The sequence below is a fragment of the Bradyrhizobium sp. USDA 3315 genome (genome assembly GCF_054056795.1).
This window is the reverse complement of the sequence record NZ_JBSRYP010000001.1, coordinates 6764083-6780252: the sequence shown is the minus strand read 5'-3', so window position 1 is coordinate 6780252 and position 16170 is coordinate 6764083. Positions and strand designations below refer to the sequence as shown.

The window sequence follows — 16170 nt, the reverse complement described above, 5'->3', positions numbered from 1 at the left end:
CGCGCGTCCTTGTTCATTTCGCCGGCTTCACCTCAACCGCACCGGTTCCGCTGCGGCCATAGCGCGAGGGATTGTACATGTCCTCGACATAGGCCTGCGGCAGCACATATTTGCCCGGCGACACCGCGCGCACGACATAGGCGACCGTAAACACCGCTTTGTCGTTGGCGCCCCGATCGATCGCCGCCGTGAAGCGGTCATCGCGGAACTCGGTGTTCTTCGGCTCGACGCCGTCCTCGATCCACGCGAGCGTGCCGGAATCCCCCGATGACACCAAGTTCGGGTTGTCGATCTCGAGCCCGGCCGGCAGATAGTCGGCCACCATGATGTGACCGAACTCCGGTTTGGCTTCCGTCACCTTCAGGACAACCGCGAAGCGGTCATTCTGTTTCGCCTTGGTGACATCGGCCGGCTTGCCGTCGAGCGTGAAATAGCTGCGCTCGATCTTGAAGCCGTTGGAGGCCGCCGGCTCCGGCGTGACCGGCGAGCCCGATACCGAGATCACCGCCTGCACCGGCGCATCGCCGGTATTGGTGATCCTGAGCGGCTGGCCGGTCATCTCCTCGGCCTTGTAGCTGCGATAGACCGCGGTCTTGACCGGCTGGCCGTTGATGTCGAGCGCCAGCGTCTCCTTGGCGAGCGCCCGCGCCGCCAGCACCATCCACGCATTTTCCTGCGTCGAGGTGTAGGGCGACAGTCCCCGCGCCGCCTCGACCCGCAGCACGGCTTGGGTCAGCGTGGTGCGCGGTGCATTGCCTTCGCCAGCGAGCGAGACCAGCGCTGCAGCATCGCGCAGCGCCGAGCCGTAGTCGACCCGGCCGAACTCGATCACGGGTTTCGGGTTCAGCGCATCGAGCGCGGCACCATAGACCCGCTCGGCCCTCGCCTTGTCGCCGACCAGCGCCAGCGCCGCCGCAAGCTGGGCCTTGGAGATCGGGGTCGCCAGATTGTTCAGCTTGGTGTCGGCGAGATAGCGCAGATCACCGATCGGCGCCGCGCCGTTGCGCGCGAGCACATAGAGGCCGTAGGCCAGATCGCGGCCGCCGTCCTTCTCCGGCTCGTTGGCATTGACCACCGAGTTCCTGACGCGGTCGAGCGCGTTCTTGAACAGCACGTCCGGCACCGCAAAGCCCTTTTCGCGGGCCCGGGTCAGGAAGTCTGTGACGTAGGCATCGAGCCAGGCCTCGTCGCCGCCCGCCGACCACAGGCCAAACGAGCCGTTGGACCCCTGTCGAGCGAGGAGCCGCTCGATCGCGTCGCGGATGCGCTGGTCGACCGCGGTGTCCATCGCAAGATGGGCACCGGCGGCGAGATCATTGACATAGAGCAACGGCAACGCGCGGCTCGTGATCTGCTCGGAGCAGCCATACGGGTAGCGGTCGAGCGCCTTCAGAATGCTCGCGGCATCGAGCGCGGTCGACAGGCTCGCCGAGACCGAAACGCTGCCGGTACCCGGCACAAGATCGGAGAACATGTCCGAGGTCAGCGTCAGGCTTTCGCCCTTCGCCAGCGTGCGGATCGAACGGCGCGCCAGAACCTGGGTCGCCGGCTTGACGTCGAGCGCATAATGCCGCGCCAGCGTCAGCCCGTTCGGCCCGGAGATGTCGACGTCGAACTCGGCACGTCCGGCGCCGCCGGCCTCGAGGCCCAGCGACAGCGAGGAGCGCTGCTTGGCGGCGAGCTTCACCATCGTGGTCGAATTGCCGGAAGCCTTGATCGGGCCGCTCGCCTTGACGCTGATGGCATAGTTGCCGGCCGCACCTTCGACATTGTCGATATCCATGCTGATGGTGCCCTTGTCACCGGTCAGCAGGAAGCGCGGCAAGGTCGCGGTCACCACCACGGGATCGCGCACGATCACGTCGACATTGGCGCGGCCGACCTTGGTTGCGCTCCACGCCACCGCCATCACCCGCGCGGTGCCGGCAAATTCCGGGATATCAAAGCTCACCTCGGCCGTCCCGTCAGGCCCGACCGTGAGGATGCCGGAATAGAGCGCGAGCGGCTTCTGCGTTGGCGGCGAGCCCTGCAGCTCGGCGCCGGCAGAGTCGCCGCCGCTGCGGATCTGGCCGCGGGTACCTTGCATGCCGTCGATCAGCTGGCCGTAGAGGTCGCGGATCTCGGCGGTCAGACGGCGCTGGCCGAGATAGTAGTCGTCCGGCGCCGGCGGCTTGTAATTGGTCAAATTGAGAATGCCGACATCAACCGCGGCCAGCACCACCTTGGCGTCCTCGCCGGGATTGAGCCCGCCGAGCTTGACCGGGATCTTCAGTGTCGAGCCCGGCCGCACCAACGCGGGCGGCGACAGTTCGACGGCAAGCGTGCGCGCTTTCTTGTCGATGCCGAACCATTTCAGTCCGATCGCGCGGCCGGGCATGCGCCCGGCGGCGGCATCGAGCGGACGGCGCAACGTCGTCATGACATACGCGCCGGTGCCCCAGTCCTTGCCGACGGGGAGCTTGACCTGCCGGGTGCCCTCCGTGACGTCGACGCTTTGGGTGGTCAGCAGGCGGTCGCCAAGCACATAGACCGTCAGCTTGCCTGACGTGCGCGCATTGACCGACACGGTCATCGTGTCGCCCGAGGCATATTCCGGCTTGTCGATCGAGGTTTCCAATAGATCGGGCGTGTCGGCGCTGCCGTCGGAATACCAGCCGACGTCGAACTGCACCGAGGTGACGGGGCCGTCGGCGTCGGTCGATTTCACGTCGAGCCGGTAGCGGCCGGGCTGCGGCTGGAAGGCCAGGCGCATCGGCTTGTCGGCCGCGAGGTTGACGTCGCCATCGGCGACGCGGTGGGTCGACTTGACCGGCTCATACTGCCAGGACGAATTCTGCCGGTACCACTGGTAACGCGACTCCAGCTTCAACAGCTCGTAGCGCAGCCCGTTGCGCGGCAGCTGCTTGCCGTCGGGCGCGACGAACACGACGTCGAACTCGGCCTTGTCGCCCTCGGCCACGCTCTTGTCGCCGAACAGCGGCTTGACGCCGATCAGCGAGGCGCCAGGGGCCACCGGCAGCACGATCTTGCGTTCCACCGAGCGGCCGCCGGTCTCCGCCATGCGGATGTAGATCTGGGCCTCCTGTGGCCGCGTCGAGGTCGGCACCTTCTCGAGCTTCACCGGAAAGGTCGCCGCGCCGTTGGCATCGGCCTCCGGCAGGTCCTCGATCGGGATCCGCTCGTTGCTCGCGGTCTGCTCGTCGTCGACGCCGAACTGATAGCCGGCATAACCGGGCCGGCCGTTCGCCGCGGGCGCTACCAGCATGTCGCCCTCGAGCTGCAGGCCCGAGGCCGGCGCGCCGTAGAGGAAATGGCCGGAGACCTGAAGCTCCACTGGAACTTCAGCTTTGATCACCTTCTCCTTGCTGGTCAGATCGAATTCGACCCGTTCGGGAATGTAATCCTCGACCATGAAGGTGGTCTCGCCGACCGACGAGCCTTTCGGATCGGTAAAGACGCGGGCGCGCCAGGTGCCGGTCGGCACCGCAGAGTTCAACGCCACCGCCAGCATCCGGCCGCCGGCGCCCTGGTCGGGCAGCACGGCGCGGCGGAATTCGACGCCGTCGGGGCGCTCGATCACCATGGTCAGCGGCGTCCCGGTCAGGGCATTGCCCTGCCCGTCGCGCAACAGCGCGGTCAGATAGACGGTCTCGCTGGAGCGGTAGACGCCACGCTCGGCGTAGACGAAGGCGTCCGCGCCGGCCGGGATCGCCCGGCCCGCGACGCCGCGGTCGGTGAGGTCGAACGCATTGGTCTTCAGGCTCAAGAAGGCGTAGTCGGCCTTCTCGCCCATGACCGTCAGCAGTGCCGGCGACAACCCGCCCTCGCCCCGGGCCAGGCCTTGCTCGAACAGCACATGGCCGGCGGCATCGGTCTTGCGGGTCGCCAGGATCTCGTTGTTGCGGGCGACTAGTTTCACGTCGGCGTTGGCGACCGGTTCGGTCGAAGCCAGCGAGTTGACAAAGACGTGGATACCGTCATTGCCGGAGAAGGCCGACAGGCCCATGTCCGAGACGATGAACCATTGCGTCGCCAGCGTGCCGTCGTCATCGGTGCCCGGCCCCTTGGCCGCGGCGGTCATGACATAGACACCGGGTTGCAGGTCGCCGAGCGCCTGGTCGACCGGAAACGCCGTGACGACGTCCTGGTTCAGCGTGGTCGCTGTCGCAAGCTCGCCGGACCACACCTTGACGCCGCGCTGGTCGCCGAGATCGGAGAGCTGATAGCGGCTCAGCGTGCTCTGGAAGTCGCTGTCGATCACCGTGTTGATCAGGTTGCGGTCGCCGATCCGGAAGACGTCGACCTTGACCGCCGGCGTGTTGACGCTGACCACCGGGATACCGCGCTGTCCGGTCCGCGGCAGCACATAGGCCCGCCCGGTGAACCGCACGAACGGCTTGCGGTCGCGGACATAGATGTTGAACTCGGCCGATTTCGGCAGGGTCTCCTTGACGGTCGACGGCAGGCCGGCGCGCAGATTGATGTTGTAGCGCTCGCCGTGCTTGAGCCCGTCGACGCAGAGCTGCTGGCCCTCCGCCGACAAGGCCGGCTTGTCGGTGCCGGCGAGCGCGAGATACGGCGCGAAGTCGACACGCTTGGCGAGTTCCTCCGAGAACTGGAAGCAGGCCCGCGGCGAGGCGGCGTCGGAATCGACGGTATAATCGAGCAGCCGGAAACCGTGCTCGTCGCGCATCTTCTCGTACTGGCCGCGGACATCGGCGACCTCGCGCATGTCGAGCGACAGCCGCAAGCTGTCCAGCGCCGGGCGCCACAGCTTGCGCTCGGCAAGCGCTTTGCCGAGCACGGCGAGCGCGTCCGCCTCCTCGCCCGCATTGCCGGCGCGCTGGTAGGCGATGTAGGCGGCGGTGGAGGCGCGCTCCATCAGGAACGTCTGTTCGCTGGAGCTCGCCGACCGGATCTGGAAGATCGTCCTGGCGAGGCGCAGCCAGTTGGCGCCGTCCTCCGGCGTGGTCGCCGCGATCTGGCCGAGGATCTGCAGCCCGCCGCGGAAATCATTGCGCTTGAAGGCGGCGTCGGCGTCGGTGCGCAGGGTCGCGGCCGATTTGTTGACCGCGCCGGCCTCGCTCTTGATCTGGGCTTCCAGCTTGATCGCGGAATCGGCGAGATCGTCGCGCTTGAACGCCTTGTCCGCGGCCTGGGCGGTCACCAGGGCGAGCAACAGCGTGGCGCATATCGTGGCGGCACGAACCAATCCGATCATGATGGAGCTCCTGAACGCCCCGCGGTCGAACGTCGCGTTGGGGCCAAAAGTGCGCGAAAAGGTGACGGAGTGAAGGCGCGGACATGAACGGACGAAAACGTCGCAGATCGCATTGCCGACATTCCTTTGACCAGCCCCCGACGGCAGCGTCGTGCGGCGCGGCGGGCTGGCCAGGCCAACGCAGGGCGGGTCCCTGCTCGCCTTTGTCGCTCGACCACAAAAATCGGTTCGGACGGACTTGGCGGAAAAGCGGATTTTTCATATTGGCGGTGCTACAAGGCCGCCACGGTCCCGTAGCTCAACTGGATAGAGTAGCGGATTTCTACTCCGCGGGTTGCAGGTTCGAATCCTGCCGGGATCGCCACCCTACTCCCTCCAATGAAACCATTTTCCAGAAGCCGCGAAGCCGGCCGGAAACAAACCCGGCGTAGTGTCCCGGCACTGGACCAAGGGGATTAGGTCATGTGGGATTTCATCAACGAATTGTATCGGGATTTCTGCCTGGCTCGCCTGCAGGAGATGCGGAAGCTCGAGCATCATATCTGAGCGGGCAGAGCATCGGTGGCGATCAGCCGTTCTCGCGCCGCGGCTTGGATCACCCCGGACAATCGGACCTTCGCCAGCGCACAAGCAGCCAACACCAATCCCATCGCGGCCCCCCCAGTCCCCGTATGATTACGGGGGCGCTCGAACCTTGGCGCCGGTTTTGCAGACACAAACATGACTGGGATTGCGGGCCCAGATTGGAACAGGCGCCGCCGGGACAATGCATTTCGAGCCCGGCGGTGTAATTTTTCGGGGCAGGCTCACCACCGAGATCCGAACGGCCTGACGTCAGTGCCAGGACCGCTGCCTTGCTTCGCCCGCGGCCTCTCCTGCCTGGAAATCGAGCACGCTCGTTCGACGTCGATAGACCCACCATCGAGATGTCAGCCGCGACGACGACGAAAAAGCATCGCCGTTGGTCGATCGTTTTCCTCCTGGTCGGTCGCTCGCGAACGTCGACCGTCGGCAGCAATCAAACCAATCTCTAAGGCTCTCTTAACCACAAACGAAGGCCGCACGCGGGGGCATGGGCCGATCGCGCGTCGATCCGTGTTGTCCGGCACCATGCGTATGACAAGCCGTGCGATCGCCTCTGCTGCGTGTGGTGCGGCGGTTCTCGCTGCGCCGCTCGCAGCCGCCAATGCGCAGCAGGTGCGGGCCGGAACGCTTGAGTGTCGTGGCGGCCCCGATACCGGGTTCGTCGTGGGTCCGGTGACCAATCTCAATTGCGTGCTGCACGTCGATAGCGCGCCGGACAGTCGTTTTGTCGCGGCCATCCGCAACCTCGGCGTTTTGATCGGAGATCAAGAAGTCGCCATGACCTGGAAGGTGACGGCGCCCGTGCCGTGGCTTGGAAGCGACGACCTCGCCGGCGGCTACGCCCATGCCGACGGCGCCGGCGTCAACGTTCTCGCCGGCGGCACGAATACGCCGATCACGCTGCATCCGTTGAACGAGCAGAACGTCCCCTCAACGCCGCCTCTGAAAATCGAGAACCTCGAGATTCGGCCGGTGGACCGCTGACCCTGAGCGCGGCGCAGCCAGGCGATGGCCGGCGCGGTCGCCAGAATGCACAACGCCGTCCGCTTGAAATAGATGCGGACGGCGTTGGCCCTAGCCCCAGGAAGGTGATGCAAAATCCTGACAGCTCCAAGTCTGCACACTTTGTGCCAGCGGCGCATGTCCCAAATTGGCTATCACGCGGCATGGCCCAAATGGGCCATTTGGAAACACAGAAACAAAGATAGGTTAGGCATCGAGGCGCCGGCGACGGTGCCTCACGACCAAAGTGTCTACTTGGCCTCAGCGTGGCCCACGCGCTGAGGCCTTTCTTTTTTGATGTTCGCCGTGTGCCGTGAAATCACTCGCCGTTTTTATCATTCAGCGCACGAAACGATTCCGTAGTTCTCCGTGCGTGAACAAAGTTCCGGCGGCGATTGAGGGACTGATCGCTTTCCGTTCGTGCGATTGCAGGTTCCACTTGCCGTGAGCGCCGGCAGCGCGCTTCGCAATTTCTTAATCCAAGAATGTTTCTCTGGAAGATTGTGAGCGCGCGTCGGTCGTCGATATTTTCAGGACCGCGATGGACGATTCCGAGATCGTCCTTTTTGTTCGATGAGGATTCGCACGACCAAAACATCACGCGAGCGATGCGAACGCACAGCGCGCAGCGGTCACGCCGCGAGAGTCTCACTTTGGTTTGCTTGGCCGATGCGCCATTCCCATGTACACCCCGCCGGCCTTCAATTCCGCCAGCATCTGGTCGATCCGCTTGCGCCGTGTTGCAGTTCGCACGCTGCGGCCGATCCAGTGCAGATAGTCGTTGCGCTGATACGGCGGGCGCGTCTTGAACGCCTGCATCAGTCCGGCAGCATCGAGCTCGCGGCGAATGCTCGCCGGCATCGCCGCGCGGGGTCGCTTCAGCGTCACGCCGCCCTCCGATCGCCGGATCAGGACCGCCGCTTGGCTTCGACGTAGCGCTTGAAGTTATCCAGGATCGCCTGCCAACCGTCGCGCTGCTGCTCGACCGAGTGGGTATCCTCGCTGTCGAAGCTGACCTGCACCTTGACGCCGCCGGTCTCCGGCGTGAATGCGACCTGCGCGCTGCGATCGCCGAACGAATATTCGAGCAGCCGGGGCTCCTCGACCCTGGTGTAGGTGCCGGCGAAATCGAACCCCATGCTGCCGTCCTTGGCTTCCATCCGCGACGAGAACGCGCCGCCGGTGCGCAGGTCGACGGTCGCGGCGGTCGTGTGCCAATCGTCGGAAGCCGCGTTCCACTGCTTGATGTCGTCGGGCGTCGTATAGGCGCGCCAGACATCCGCGATCGGCGCGGCAACGGTCGTTTCGACGGCAATCCTCATATCTATTCCCTCGTAGCGATGGGTGAAGCTGACGCGCCTCCCGGGCGGCGCCGGACCGCGGCCATTCTATTAGGGCCATCGACGCCTTCGTCAAATGGCAATGCCCGGGCCGCCGGGAACATGAGGAGATCCGGGACGCCATTCAACCAACCAAATGGTGCGTGGTCGCCACAAGAATTTCGTCAGGAATGACCGTGTATGGAAGACGGGTCCAATGCCCGGAGAGCGCGTCATGCGGAACCTGAACACCGTCCTGAGCAAGCTGAACGACCGCCTGCTGCGGCTGGAGGGCGAATTGTTCGTGCTGCGATCGATCGCGCGCGCCGCCCTCACCGCCGGCGACGAGTCCGCCGTCCGCACCCGCAAGCTGCTCGAAGGCGCAAGGCTTGCGCTCTCGGACGAAGCCGAACGGCCGCTGGACGCCGCGACCGGGAAGTACGTCGCGGCCGCGATCGCCATGGTCGAAGAGCTGCTTGAGAATCCCCGCGAGGCGGCCCCGCTGTTCAGGGTGATCGACGGCGGCAGGCGGGACGATTAGCGCGCTTGCACCGAGCCTAGCCGGTACCCTGCACGGCCCTGTCATACGCCTCGATCGTCACCCTTGCCCTGTCCGCAATATCCGCACCCGTCATGCCCGGCTTGTAAAGGCTGCTGCCGAGACCGAAGGCGCGAATGCCCGCCTTCACATACTCGGCGAAATTCTGGTCCGAGACGCCGCCGACCGCGGCGATCGTCACATCCGGCGGCAGCACGGCGCGGATCGCGGTGATGCCGGCGGCACCGAGCACGCTGGCCGGAAAGAATTTCAGGCTCGATGCCCCCGCGCGCGCGGCGAGCAGCGCTTCCGTCGGCGAGAATACGCCGGGCATCGTGATCATCGCGTGGTCCCGGGCACGCGCCAGCACCTCGACGTCGACATTCGGCGACACCATAAGGCGGCCGCCGACGTCATGCAGGCGATCGACGTCGGCTGCAGTCAGCACCGTGCCGGCGCCGATCAGAACATCGGCCGGCGCGCGCTTCGCCGCGATCTCGATCGAGCGGAACGGCTCGGGCGAGTTCAGTGGAATCTCGATCGCGGTCATGCCGGCGTCGAGCAGCGCGCTGACGATGCCCAGCACCTCGTCCGGCTTGACGCCGCGCAGGATCGCGACCAGCGGCCGCTTCATCGGCGGAAACGGAATACTCATGCGTTGATCCCTCAGTTCTTCCAGATCGCCGCCGCCGCGCCGGCGAGGCCACGGCGAACCGCCTCCTCCGCATCCATAACATTGAGCGGAATCGAAAGGCATTCGAGCGCCATCTGATAGAGCCGCTGCAACCGGCCCGAGGCAATCAGCGTAACCGGCGCTCCCTGCTCCCGCTCCGCAAGGCCCGCCGCGAGTTCGACGCCGATCAACGTGCCCGAGATCGTCTCGCGCGCGGCCTGTGCGTTGCCGCCGAACAGCAGCTGCCGCGATCGCACGCGAAACAGCAGATTGGCCGCTAGCGCCGGCGCCGCGAATGCCGCCGCGACCGCCGCGCGGAACGCATCGCCGTCAACCGCTTCCTCGGCGCCGGCGACTGCGTGCGACGACAGGATGGTGTCGCGCGCGACCGCGCTGAACAGCTCTCCGGTCATGAAGGTCGCAAAGCGTTCGACCGTTCCGCCGCGGACCCTCACCCATTTGGAATGCGTTCCCGGCATGCAGACGAGCGCCTCGCCCGGCGCATTCAAGCCGAGCGCCCCCAGCAGCTGGGTCTCCTCGCCGCGCATGACGTCCGGCGCGGCGGCATCACGCTGCGCAATTCCAGGCAGGATACGGATCTCGCGCGTCTGCCCGCTGACCACGACAGCGCCCTTGAGGATGTCCGACAGATGCGCCGGCGTATCGATATAGCCGGCCTCGACCCAGCCCTGCCGCGCGCCCGCCATGCCGCAGATCACGACCGGCAGGTCGGCCGGCACACCCAGCGCATCGAGATGCGATTGCAGCACGGCCGCAAAGCTGGTCCTGGCTGCCGCGGTCATGCCTTCATCGCTGCGGCGCTCACCGAGCACCTTGCCACCGGCGCCCGTCAGCCAGAGCCGGAAGCTGCTGGTGCCCCAGTCGACCGCGACATAGGAAAGCCCGCTCATCGCGCCCTGTTCCACGCTCTCAGTGTCCCGCGCGCCGACGGCGCCGCTGCCAGACGCGATAAAGGCGATCATCGCGCCACGCAAGGCGGCTCGGTGGCGTGACGCCACGAGGCCTCGCTGGCATCGGACGCGCGGATCGATTACCGCGCGCCCTTCAGCGTGCAGGAGGTCGTGCAGGTCGTAACGTTGCCGCGGTCACATTTGATGCAGGCGTTGACGCACTGATCCATGACCTTGGGATTGTACTGACTGTAAAGATTGGCCGCACAGCTGTTGGTCGATCCCGTAACCTCCGGGTCGGACCAGCAACCGGACAGTAAAAATGCTGCGGCACTCAAAATGGCGACCTTGCGCATAAGGCCTCCTGCCACGCCGTATCCGAGTAATGTTGCAAGTAACCTTGATGGGTTAGGTTAAATTCCGGTTTCAATTGCGGCCTTATTCGGAAGCAGTATTGCTTATCCACCGGACATTTCCCCAAGGTCCGGGCCCACACCGGCAAGGCCGTCAGGCGACCCCGCCTGGCGGCTTTGTTGCCCAGCAATGCACAAGGAAACCAACAAGATGGCCCGAAAGCCGCGGTGGTCGTTCAAGGAGGACCGACGACTGATGGAACTGGCACGCTCCTCGAAGTCGCTGGAGGAGGTCGTGAAGGCGACCGGCCGCTCGCCGGAGCGGATCAAGAAGATGGCGATGCGCCTCGGCCTGTCGATCAAGCCGCGCAGTACCACCAAGAAATGACTTGAAATACGGCCGCTAGAGTTCTGGCGGACAATCGTCCTTCGCCCGCACCGGGATCGCTCTGACCTCGCCTTCCGGCTTGGCCTCAGCCTCGCGTTCCGCCTCGGTCCCCCTGGTGCAGGTGGTCAGCACGAAAGCAACCCGGCTGCATTGCCATTCCGGCCCGAGCGCCGCATTGGACACCGGCTCGGGCGACGCCAGTGTCAGGGATAGATACGCCACCAAAACGGCACCCGCCGCGCCTGCGGCAGCCAGCGCCGCGCCCTTTCCGGACCACAGCTTGGACATCATGGCCTTGGTTCCCGCCGATCTCCAGGAGACGAGGCAGCCCGCCTGTCCGCGTGTGATCGGAATCACAACCGGGATCAAACAGTTCAGCCCGAGTCTTTGGGCTTGATGTGTGATCGATATTGCACTGCCGCAAGACGGGGTCAGCGCGCCGGCTCGATCACATTACAGTTGGTCCGGCCCGACATCAGGCAGTCCTGCATCTTGCTCGCCGCCGTCAGGTCATGCGCGAGCCAGAGGCCGACCGCGAGCATGACCGCTGCGACCAGCAGTCCGATCAGCGCGCCCCTTCTGCTGCTTCCGTCGTCGGATTCGCTCATGCCCGCTTCGGTTCCCGGTTGCCACGGTCCGCATCATGACCCTTTGCATGGTTGCGTGCGATCAATTCTGCAACAGTCGCACAACGAAATGCACAGCCGCGGCCGTCGGCACCGCAATTCCGTTGCGCGCCAGGGGCGACTCGCGAAAGACTACTCGCTGAAGTGGAGCGCGTATGCGGGGCGTGCCGATGAGCGAACAAGAAGCGACGACGTACGACTATCAGCGTTACAGGCAGTTGCTCTCGGAGGCTGTCGATGAGAGCAGCAGGCAGCGGCTGATCAGCCTCCTGATCGTCGAAAGGGCGCGCGACAGGCTGGAAGCCCAGCGCGCCTCGGACCGGAGCGCGATGACCGCCGAGACGGTCGCCAAAGTCCTGGGTAACGGACGACGCGAGCACCTCCAGCGCGGCTGAACTTTTCAACAGCCCTTGTTCAACAGCCCTTGGTGACCAGCCACTCACCACGCGTCCGCGGGGCGAACGATGGCTGCTTGACGCTGGCTCATATCTCCCTTGCTCCACAGCCCTCCGTTCACCACTGGCAATTTCGTCGCCATTCACTTATTGAAACGCCGAACCAACCCCATCCATCACCCGAACAGAAAGCAGCAAGGCTTCCTCTATGAGTGGCTTCAAGGAACCGGGTTTTGCCGACCGCCAGAAAGCGGCCCTGCAGGCGCGGCAAAACCTCCTCAACAAGTTTCGCGCCCAGCCGGGAGCTGACGATCCCGCTGTGAAGGCACGTGCCGAGGAGCGCGCGGCGATCGCCGAACGCCGCACCAAGGCCAAGGAGGCCCGTGAGGCCGAAAAGGCCGAGCAGAAGCGCCGCGAGGAAGAGGCCGCCGCCGCCGACGCCGCCCGCATTGCGCGCGAGAAGGAAGAGGAAGCCGCCCGCGAGGAGGCGCTGCTCGCCGAGCAGAAGGCCAAGCGCGATGCCCGCTACGCGGCACGCAAGGAGCGCGGCAAGAAGAAGCGCTAAGGCACAACCAGGCCCGCCAGAGCGGCGGGCCTGCGGACAGCGGGCGATGACGGCAGTCAGTTCTTCTTCATGCCGTCGTCCTTCTTCATCATCGCGCCGCCATCCTTCTTCATGGCGTCGTCCTTCTTCATCATGCCACCGTCCTTCTTCATGGCATCCTTGGACATCGTGTCTTCCTTCTTCATCGCGTCATCCTTGCCCATCTTGTCCTGAGCGAAGGCGGCGGGCGCCAGCGCCAGGCTGAACGAGAGCAGCGCGGCGGAAAGGCCGAGGCGGGTCTTGGTGGTCATGGTGATGATCCCTTGTGTGGTCGAATGTGAGCGCGACGACTTGCCGCTCTCTACTCGACGCACTTGCGCCGGCCGTCGTTACCTCCAATAACAAATTCTTGAAGCGACGCGGCGCGATCACCGACGGATGGTCGCGCGACGGTTGAATAGCCATGGGCCGGCGCCGGCTGTGTGCGCCGCAGCAACGGCAAGGCTTGAATGTCAGGACTTGAACGTCAGGACTTGCAGCCCCGTATCGGCTCGCACTATCAGGGCGCCTCGAACTATCAGACTAGAGAATGTTCACGCGAAGACCGGCTAAGCTAAAGCTCCGCGCCGGCCTAACAGCCACTCAAGAAGCTCTCAGGGGAGAACCATGCTCACACGCCGCCACGTCCTCGCTTCCGCCCTTGCCGCACCCGCCGTCCTGCGGATGGGCATCGGGACCGCGCATGCCGCGACCACGCTGAAGATCTCGCATCAGTTCCCCGGCGGCACCATCGACAAGGGCGACTTCCGCGACCGGCTGTGCAGGATGTTCGCGGCCGAGGTCGCCAAGCGCTCGGGCGGTGAGCTGACCGCCGAGGTCTATCCGAACTCGTCGCTGATCAAGACCAACGCGCAGTTCTCGGCGATGCGCAAGGGCGCGCTCGACCTCAGCCTGTATCCGATGCCCTATGCCGGCGGCGAATTGCCGGAGACCAATATCGGCCTGATGCCGGGCCTCGTCACCACCTACGACCAGGGCCTGCGCTGGAAGAAGGAGCCGGTCGGCAAGGCCTTGAGCGACTTCCTCGCCGACAAGGGCATTCTGCTGATCTCCTGGGTCTGGCAGGCCGGCGGCGTCGCCAGCCGCTCCAGGGCGATCGTGGCGCCTGAAGATGCCAAGGGCCTCAAGGTGCGCGGCGGCTCGCGCGAGATGGACATGGTGCTGCAGACCGCCGGCGCCGCCGTGCTCTCGGTGCCGTCCAACGAGCTTTACGCCGCGATGCAGACCGGCGCCTGCGACGCCGGCATCACCTCCTCCACCAGCCTGATCTCGTTCCGCCTCGAGGAGGTCGCGAAGTCGCTGACCTCGGGCGCCGGCGCCTCCTACTGGTTCATGCTGGAGCCGTTGATGATGTCGAAGGCGATCTTCGACAAGCTGCCGAAAAACCAGCAGGACATCATCCTTGCCGTCGGCACCGAGCTCGAGGCGTTCGGCCGCAAGGGGGCGCAGGACGACGATACCGAAGTCGCCAAGGTCTATGAGAAGGCCGGCGCCAAGGTCAGCGCGCTCGATGCAACCATTGTCGGCAAGTGGCGCGACATCGCGCGCGATACCGCATGGAAGGACTATGGCGCCAAGACCGCCACCGCCGCCAACCTGCTGAAGCTCGCAAGCGACGTCGCCGCATGATGCATGGTCCGGTCGCGGATCAGGCCGAAACCGCAAGCATCGCCGCGGGCAACACGCCCGTGGCCTTGCTTGGGCGCGCGCTGTCCATCTGCAACAACATCATCGTGGTGTTCGCCGCGCTCGCTCTGGTCGCGGCCTGCGTGATCCTGAGCTACAGCGTGCTCGGCCGCGCCCTGTTCCACAGCCCGAACTACTGGCAGGACGAGGCGGCCGTCTTCCTCCTGGTCGGCGCCACCTTCATGACCTCGGCCTATGTGCAGAGCCAGCGCGGCCATGTCAGCATCGAGGCGTTCGTCGGGCTGCTCTCGGCGCGCGCCAACGCCATCCGGCTGTGGCTGGTCGACGTCGCGAGCTTCGCGTTCTGCGCCTTCTTCGCCTGGAAATCCTGGACCCTGGCGCATGAAGCCTATGTCGACGGCCAGGTGTCCAACTCGATGTGGTCGCCGCCGCTCGCCATCCCCTACGTGCTGATGGCGCTGGGCATGACGCTGCTCTGCGTGCAGATCCTCCTGCAAATCATCATTCCGCTGACGGGTGGCGCGCGCCGATGACCGTGTTTGGTATTGGTATCTCCTACGGACTTGCCACCCTGTTTGCGATGTTCTCCGGTATGCCGATCGCGTTCGCGCTCGGTGCCGTCGCGGTCGTGTTCATGGCGATCTTCATGCCGGCGGCCTCGCTCGATACGGTGACGCAGAACGTCTACGAGGAGATGGCCTCGATCACGCTGCTGTCGATCCCGCTGTTCATCCTGAAGGGCGCGGCGATCGGCAAATCGCGGGCCGGCCAGGACCTCTATTCGGCGCTGCACGCCTGGCTGCACCGCGTGCCCGGCGGCCTCGGCGTCGCCAACGTATTCGCCTGCGCCCTGTTCGCGGCGATGGCCGGCTCCTCGCCGGCGACCTGCTCGGCGATCGGTTCGGCCGGCATCCCGGAGATGCGCAAGCGCGGCTATTCCGGCGGCTTTGCCGCGGGCATCATCGCCGCCGGCGGCACGCTCGGCATCCTGCTGCCGCCCTCGATCACGATGATCCTGTTCGCCGTCGCAGCCGAGAAATCGCTGGGACGGCTGTTTCTCGCCGGCATCGGCCCCGGCCTGCTGCTGGTGACGCTGTTCGGTTTCTACGCCGTGTTCCGCTTCCGCAAGGAATACGCCATGGCCCGCGCCGTCTATGACGCGACCGGCAAGGACGCGGCGATCCTGCAGCATGACGAATTCACCATGGCCGAGCGCTTCAGCGCGCTGCCGCGCGTGATCCCGTTCGTGCTGCTGCTGACCGGCGTGATGATCGCGCTCTATGGCGGCTACGCCACGCCATCGGAAACCGCCGGCCTCGGCGGCCTCCTGGCGCTCGGGCTGATCGCCGTGATCTACAGCGTGTGGACGCCCAGCGACCTGTCGCCGATCCTGAAATCGACCATCCGCGAGTCCACCATGCTGATGCTGATCATCGGCATGTCACTGCTCTATTCCTATGTGATGAGCTATCTGCACATCTCGCAGTCGGCGGCGGAGGCGATCGTCGCCATGCACCTGCCGCGCTGGGAGCTGTTGTTTGCGATCCTCGTGATGGTGATCGTGCTCGGCTTCTTCCTGCCGCCGGTCTCGATCATCCTGATGACCGCGCCGATCATCCTGCCGCCGCTGCGCGCGGCCGAGTTCGACATCATCTGGTTCGGCGTCGTCATGACCATCGTGATGGAGATGGGCCTGATCCATCCGCCGGTCGGCCTCAACATCTTCGTCATCCGCAACGTCGCGCCCGACATCCCGCTGAGCGAGGTGATCTGGGGCACGCTGCCATTCGTGCTGCTGATGATGTTCGCAGTGCTGTTGCTCTGCTTCTTTCCGGAGATCTCGACCTGGCTGCCGAATCTGATCATGGGGCCGGACGGCGGGCGCTAGACCGCTTGCGCGCTGCGAGG

Annotated in this window: 17 protein-coding genes and 1 tRNA gene; 9 read left to right on the top strand and 9 right to left on the bottom strand. The window is 65.3% G+C overall.

Annotated elements, in window-relative coordinates; translation table 11 throughout:
* Positions 1-13: 13 nt before the first annotated feature.
* Positions 14-5221: an alpha-2-macroglobulin family protein gene (locus ACVIYL_RS31805; protein ID WP_456780483.1), complete on the bottom strand. Its 5208-nt coding sequence runs from the start codon at positions 5219-5221 to the stop codon at positions 14-16.
* A 287-nt stretch (positions 5222-5508) separates the two neighbouring features.
* Between ACVIYL_RS31805 and ACVIYL_RS31800 the strand changes: the two genes are divergently transcribed.
* Positions 5509-5585 (top strand) — tRNA-Arg (locus ACVIYL_RS31800).
* 734 nt (positions 5586-6319) lie between these two features.
* Positions 6320-6790 carry a DUF992 domain-containing protein gene (locus ACVIYL_RS31795; protein WP_456780482.1) on the top strand — a complete coding sequence of 157 codons (471 nt, stop codon included), beginning with the start codon at positions 6320-6322 and terminating at the stop codon, positions 6788-6790.
* A gap of 666 nt (positions 6791-7456) precedes the next feature.
* Here the strand turns inward: ACVIYL_RS31795 and ACVIYL_RS31790 are convergent.
* Both ACVIYL_RS31790 and ACVIYL_RS31785 read right to left on the bottom strand, forming a co-directional pair.
* Entirely contained in the window at positions 7457-7696 is a 240-nt protein-coding gene (locus ACVIYL_RS31790) for a YdeI/OmpD-associated family protein (RefSeq protein WP_456780481.1), read from the bottom strand.
* Positions 7697-7716: 20 nt separating this feature from the next.
* Positions 7717-8130: an SRPBCC family protein gene (locus ACVIYL_RS31785; protein ID WP_456780480.1), complete on the bottom strand. Its 414-nt coding sequence runs from the start codon at positions 8128-8130 to the stop codon at positions 7717-7719.
* Between the two features lie 232 nt (positions 8131-8362).
* Between ACVIYL_RS31785 and ACVIYL_RS31780 the strand changes: the two genes are divergently transcribed.
* Positions 8363-8668 (top strand): hypothetical protein, encoded by a 306-nt coding sequence (locus ACVIYL_RS31780; protein ID WP_057016599.1) that lies wholly within the window; start codon positions 8363-8365, stop codon positions 8666-8668.
* 16 nt (positions 8669-8684) lie between these two features.
* On the opposite strand, the gene ACVIYL_RS31775 is transcribed toward ACVIYL_RS31780, so the two are convergent.
* From ACVIYL_RS31775 to ACVIYL_RS31765, 3 genes are all read right to left on the bottom strand, one after another.
* Complete coding sequence (locus ACVIYL_RS31775) at positions 8685-9320, bottom strand: 2-dehydro-3-deoxy-6-phosphogalactonate aldolase (protein WP_229191489.1); 636 nt, start codon at positions 9318-9320, stop codon at positions 8685-8687.
* Between the two features lie 11 nt (positions 9321-9331).
* Positions 9332-10249 (bottom strand): 2-dehydro-3-deoxygalactonokinase, encoded by a 918-nt coding sequence (locus ACVIYL_RS31770; protein WP_456781908.1) that lies wholly within the window; start codon positions 10247-10249, stop codon positions 9332-9334.
* A 140-nt stretch (positions 10250-10389) separates the two neighbouring features.
* Entirely contained in the window at positions 10390-10605 is a 216-nt protein-coding gene (locus ACVIYL_RS31765; protein WP_026192800.1) for a hypothetical protein, read from the bottom strand.
* A 208-nt stretch (positions 10606-10813) separates the two neighbouring features.
* Here ACVIYL_RS31765 and ACVIYL_RS31760 point away from each other — a divergent pair, with 208 nt between their 5' ends.
* On the top strand, positions 10814-10990 hold the full coding sequence (locus ACVIYL_RS31760; protein ID WP_166205288.1) for a hypothetical protein: 177 nt from the start codon (positions 10814-10816) through the stop codon (positions 10988-10990).
* 15 nt (positions 10991-11005) lie between these two features.
* On the opposite strand, the gene ACVIYL_RS31755 is transcribed toward ACVIYL_RS31760, so the two are convergent.
* Together ACVIYL_RS31755 and ACVIYL_RS31750 are read right to left on the bottom strand one after the other, a co-directional pair.
* Positions 11006-11281: a hypothetical protein gene (locus ACVIYL_RS31755; protein WP_143270721.1), complete on the bottom strand. Its 276-nt coding sequence runs from the start codon at positions 11279-11281 to the stop codon at positions 11006-11008.
* 140 nt (positions 11282-11421) lie between these two features.
* Positions 11422-11598 carry a hypothetical protein gene (locus ACVIYL_RS31750; protein WP_456780479.1) on the bottom strand — a complete coding sequence of 59 codons (177 nt, stop codon included), beginning with the start codon at positions 11596-11598 and terminating at the stop codon, positions 11422-11424.
* 188 nt (positions 11599-11786) lie between these two features.
* Here ACVIYL_RS31750 and ACVIYL_RS31745 point away from each other — a divergent pair, with 188 nt between their 5' ends.
* Positions 11787-12011 carry a hypothetical protein gene (locus tag ACVIYL_RS31745; RefSeq protein WP_057016542.1) on the top strand — a complete coding sequence of 75 codons (225 nt, stop codon included), beginning with the start codon at positions 11787-11789 and terminating at the stop codon, positions 12009-12011.
* Between the two features lie 208 nt (positions 12012-12219).
* Entirely contained in the window at positions 12220-12576 is a 357-nt protein-coding gene (locus ACVIYL_RS31740) for a DUF6481 family protein (RefSeq protein ID WP_225161949.1), read from the top strand.
* A 56-nt stretch (positions 12577-12632) separates the two neighbouring features.
* Here ACVIYL_RS31740 and ACVIYL_RS31735 read toward each other — a convergent pair whose 3' ends face one another.
* A complete protein-coding gene (locus ACVIYL_RS31735; RefSeq protein ID WP_016842498.1) occupies positions 12633-12866 on the bottom strand; it encodes a pentapeptide MXKDX repeat protein in 234 nt (77 codons plus the stop codon).
* A gap of 355 nt (positions 12867-13221) precedes the next feature.
* Here ACVIYL_RS31735 and dctP point away from each other — a divergent pair, with 355 nt between their 5' ends.
* The 3 genes from dctP to ACVIYL_RS31720 are packed head-to-tail and all read left to right on the top strand — an operon-like array spanning position 13222 to position 16150.
* On the top strand, positions 13222-14244 hold the full coding sequence (dctP, locus tag ACVIYL_RS31730; protein ID WP_057016540.1) for a TRAP transporter substrate-binding protein DctP: 1023 nt from the start codon (positions 13222-13224) through the stop codon (positions 14242-14244).
* On the top strand, positions 14241-14795 hold the full coding sequence (locus tag ACVIYL_RS31725) for a TRAP transporter small permease (RefSeq protein WP_016842495.1): 555 nt from the start codon (positions 14241-14243) through the stop codon (positions 14793-14795). Before dctP ends, ACVIYL_RS31725 begins: the two co-directional genes overlap by 4 nt.
* Positions 14792-16150 carry a TRAP transporter large permease gene (locus ACVIYL_RS31720; protein WP_141340612.1) on the top strand — a complete coding sequence of 453 codons (1359 nt, stop codon included), beginning with the start codon at positions 14792-14794 and terminating at the stop codon, positions 16148-16150. The genes ACVIYL_RS31725 and ACVIYL_RS31720 overlap by 4 nt, the downstream gene beginning before the upstream one ends.
* The last annotated feature ends 20 nt before the right edge of the window (positions 16151-16170 follow it).

Coding starts and splice junctions, on each gene's coding strand:
- ACVIYL_RS31805 (WP_456780483.1), bottom strand. CDS start 5,221: ATGATCGGATTGGTTCGTGCCGCCACGATATGCGCCACGCTGTTGCTC.
- ACVIYL_RS31785 (WP_456780480.1), bottom strand. CDS start 8,130: ATGAGGATTGCCGTCGAAACGACCGTTGCCGCGCCGATCGCGGATGTC.
- ACVIYL_RS31780 (WP_057016599.1), top strand. CDS start 8,363: ATGCGGAACCTGAACACCGTCCTGAGCAAGCTGAACGACCGCCTGCTG.
- ACVIYL_RS31775 (WP_229191489.1), bottom strand. CDS start 9,320: ATGAGTATTCCGTTTCCGCCGATGAAGCGGCCGCTGGTCGCGATCCTG.
- ACVIYL_RS31770 (WP_456781908.1), bottom strand. CDS start 10,249: ATGAGCGGGCTTTCCTATGTCGCGGTCGACTGGGGCACCAGCAGCTTC.
- ACVIYL_RS31765 (WP_026192800.1), bottom strand. CDS start 10,605: ATGCGCAAGGTCGCCATTTTGAGTGCCGCAGCATTTTTACTGTCCGGT.
- ACVIYL_RS31760 (WP_166205288.1), top strand. CDS start 10,814: ATGGCCCGAAAGCCGCGGTGGTCGTTCAAGGAGGACCGACGACTGATG.
- ACVIYL_RS31755 (WP_143270721.1), bottom strand. CDS start 11,281: ATGATGTCCAAGCTGTGGTCCGGAAAGGGCGCGGCGCTGGCTGCCGCA.
- ACVIYL_RS31750 (WP_456780479.1), bottom strand. CDS start 11,598: ATGAGCGAATCCGACGACGGAAGCAGCAGAAGGGGCGCGCTGATCGGA.
- ACVIYL_RS31745 (WP_057016542.1), top strand. CDS start 11,787: ATGAGCGAACAAGAAGCGACGACGTACGACTATCAGCGTTACAGGCAG.
- ACVIYL_RS31740 (WP_225161949.1), top strand. CDS start 12,220: ATGAGTGGCTTCAAGGAACCGGGTTTTGCCGACCGCCAGAAAGCGGCC.
- ACVIYL_RS31735 (WP_016842498.1), bottom strand. CDS start 12,866: ATGACCACCAAGACCCGCCTCGGCCTTTCCGCCGCGCTGCTCTCGTTC.
- dctP (WP_057016540.1), top strand. CDS start 13,222: ATGCTCACACGCCGCCACGTCCTCGCTTCCGCCCTTGCCGCACCCGCC.
- ACVIYL_RS31725 (WP_016842495.1), top strand. CDS start 14,241: ATGATGCATGGTCCGGTCGCGGATCAGGCCGAAACCGCAAGCATCGCC.
- ACVIYL_RS31720 (WP_141340612.1), top strand. CDS start 14,792: ATGACCGTGTTTGGTATTGGTATCTCCTACGGACTTGCCACCCTGTTT.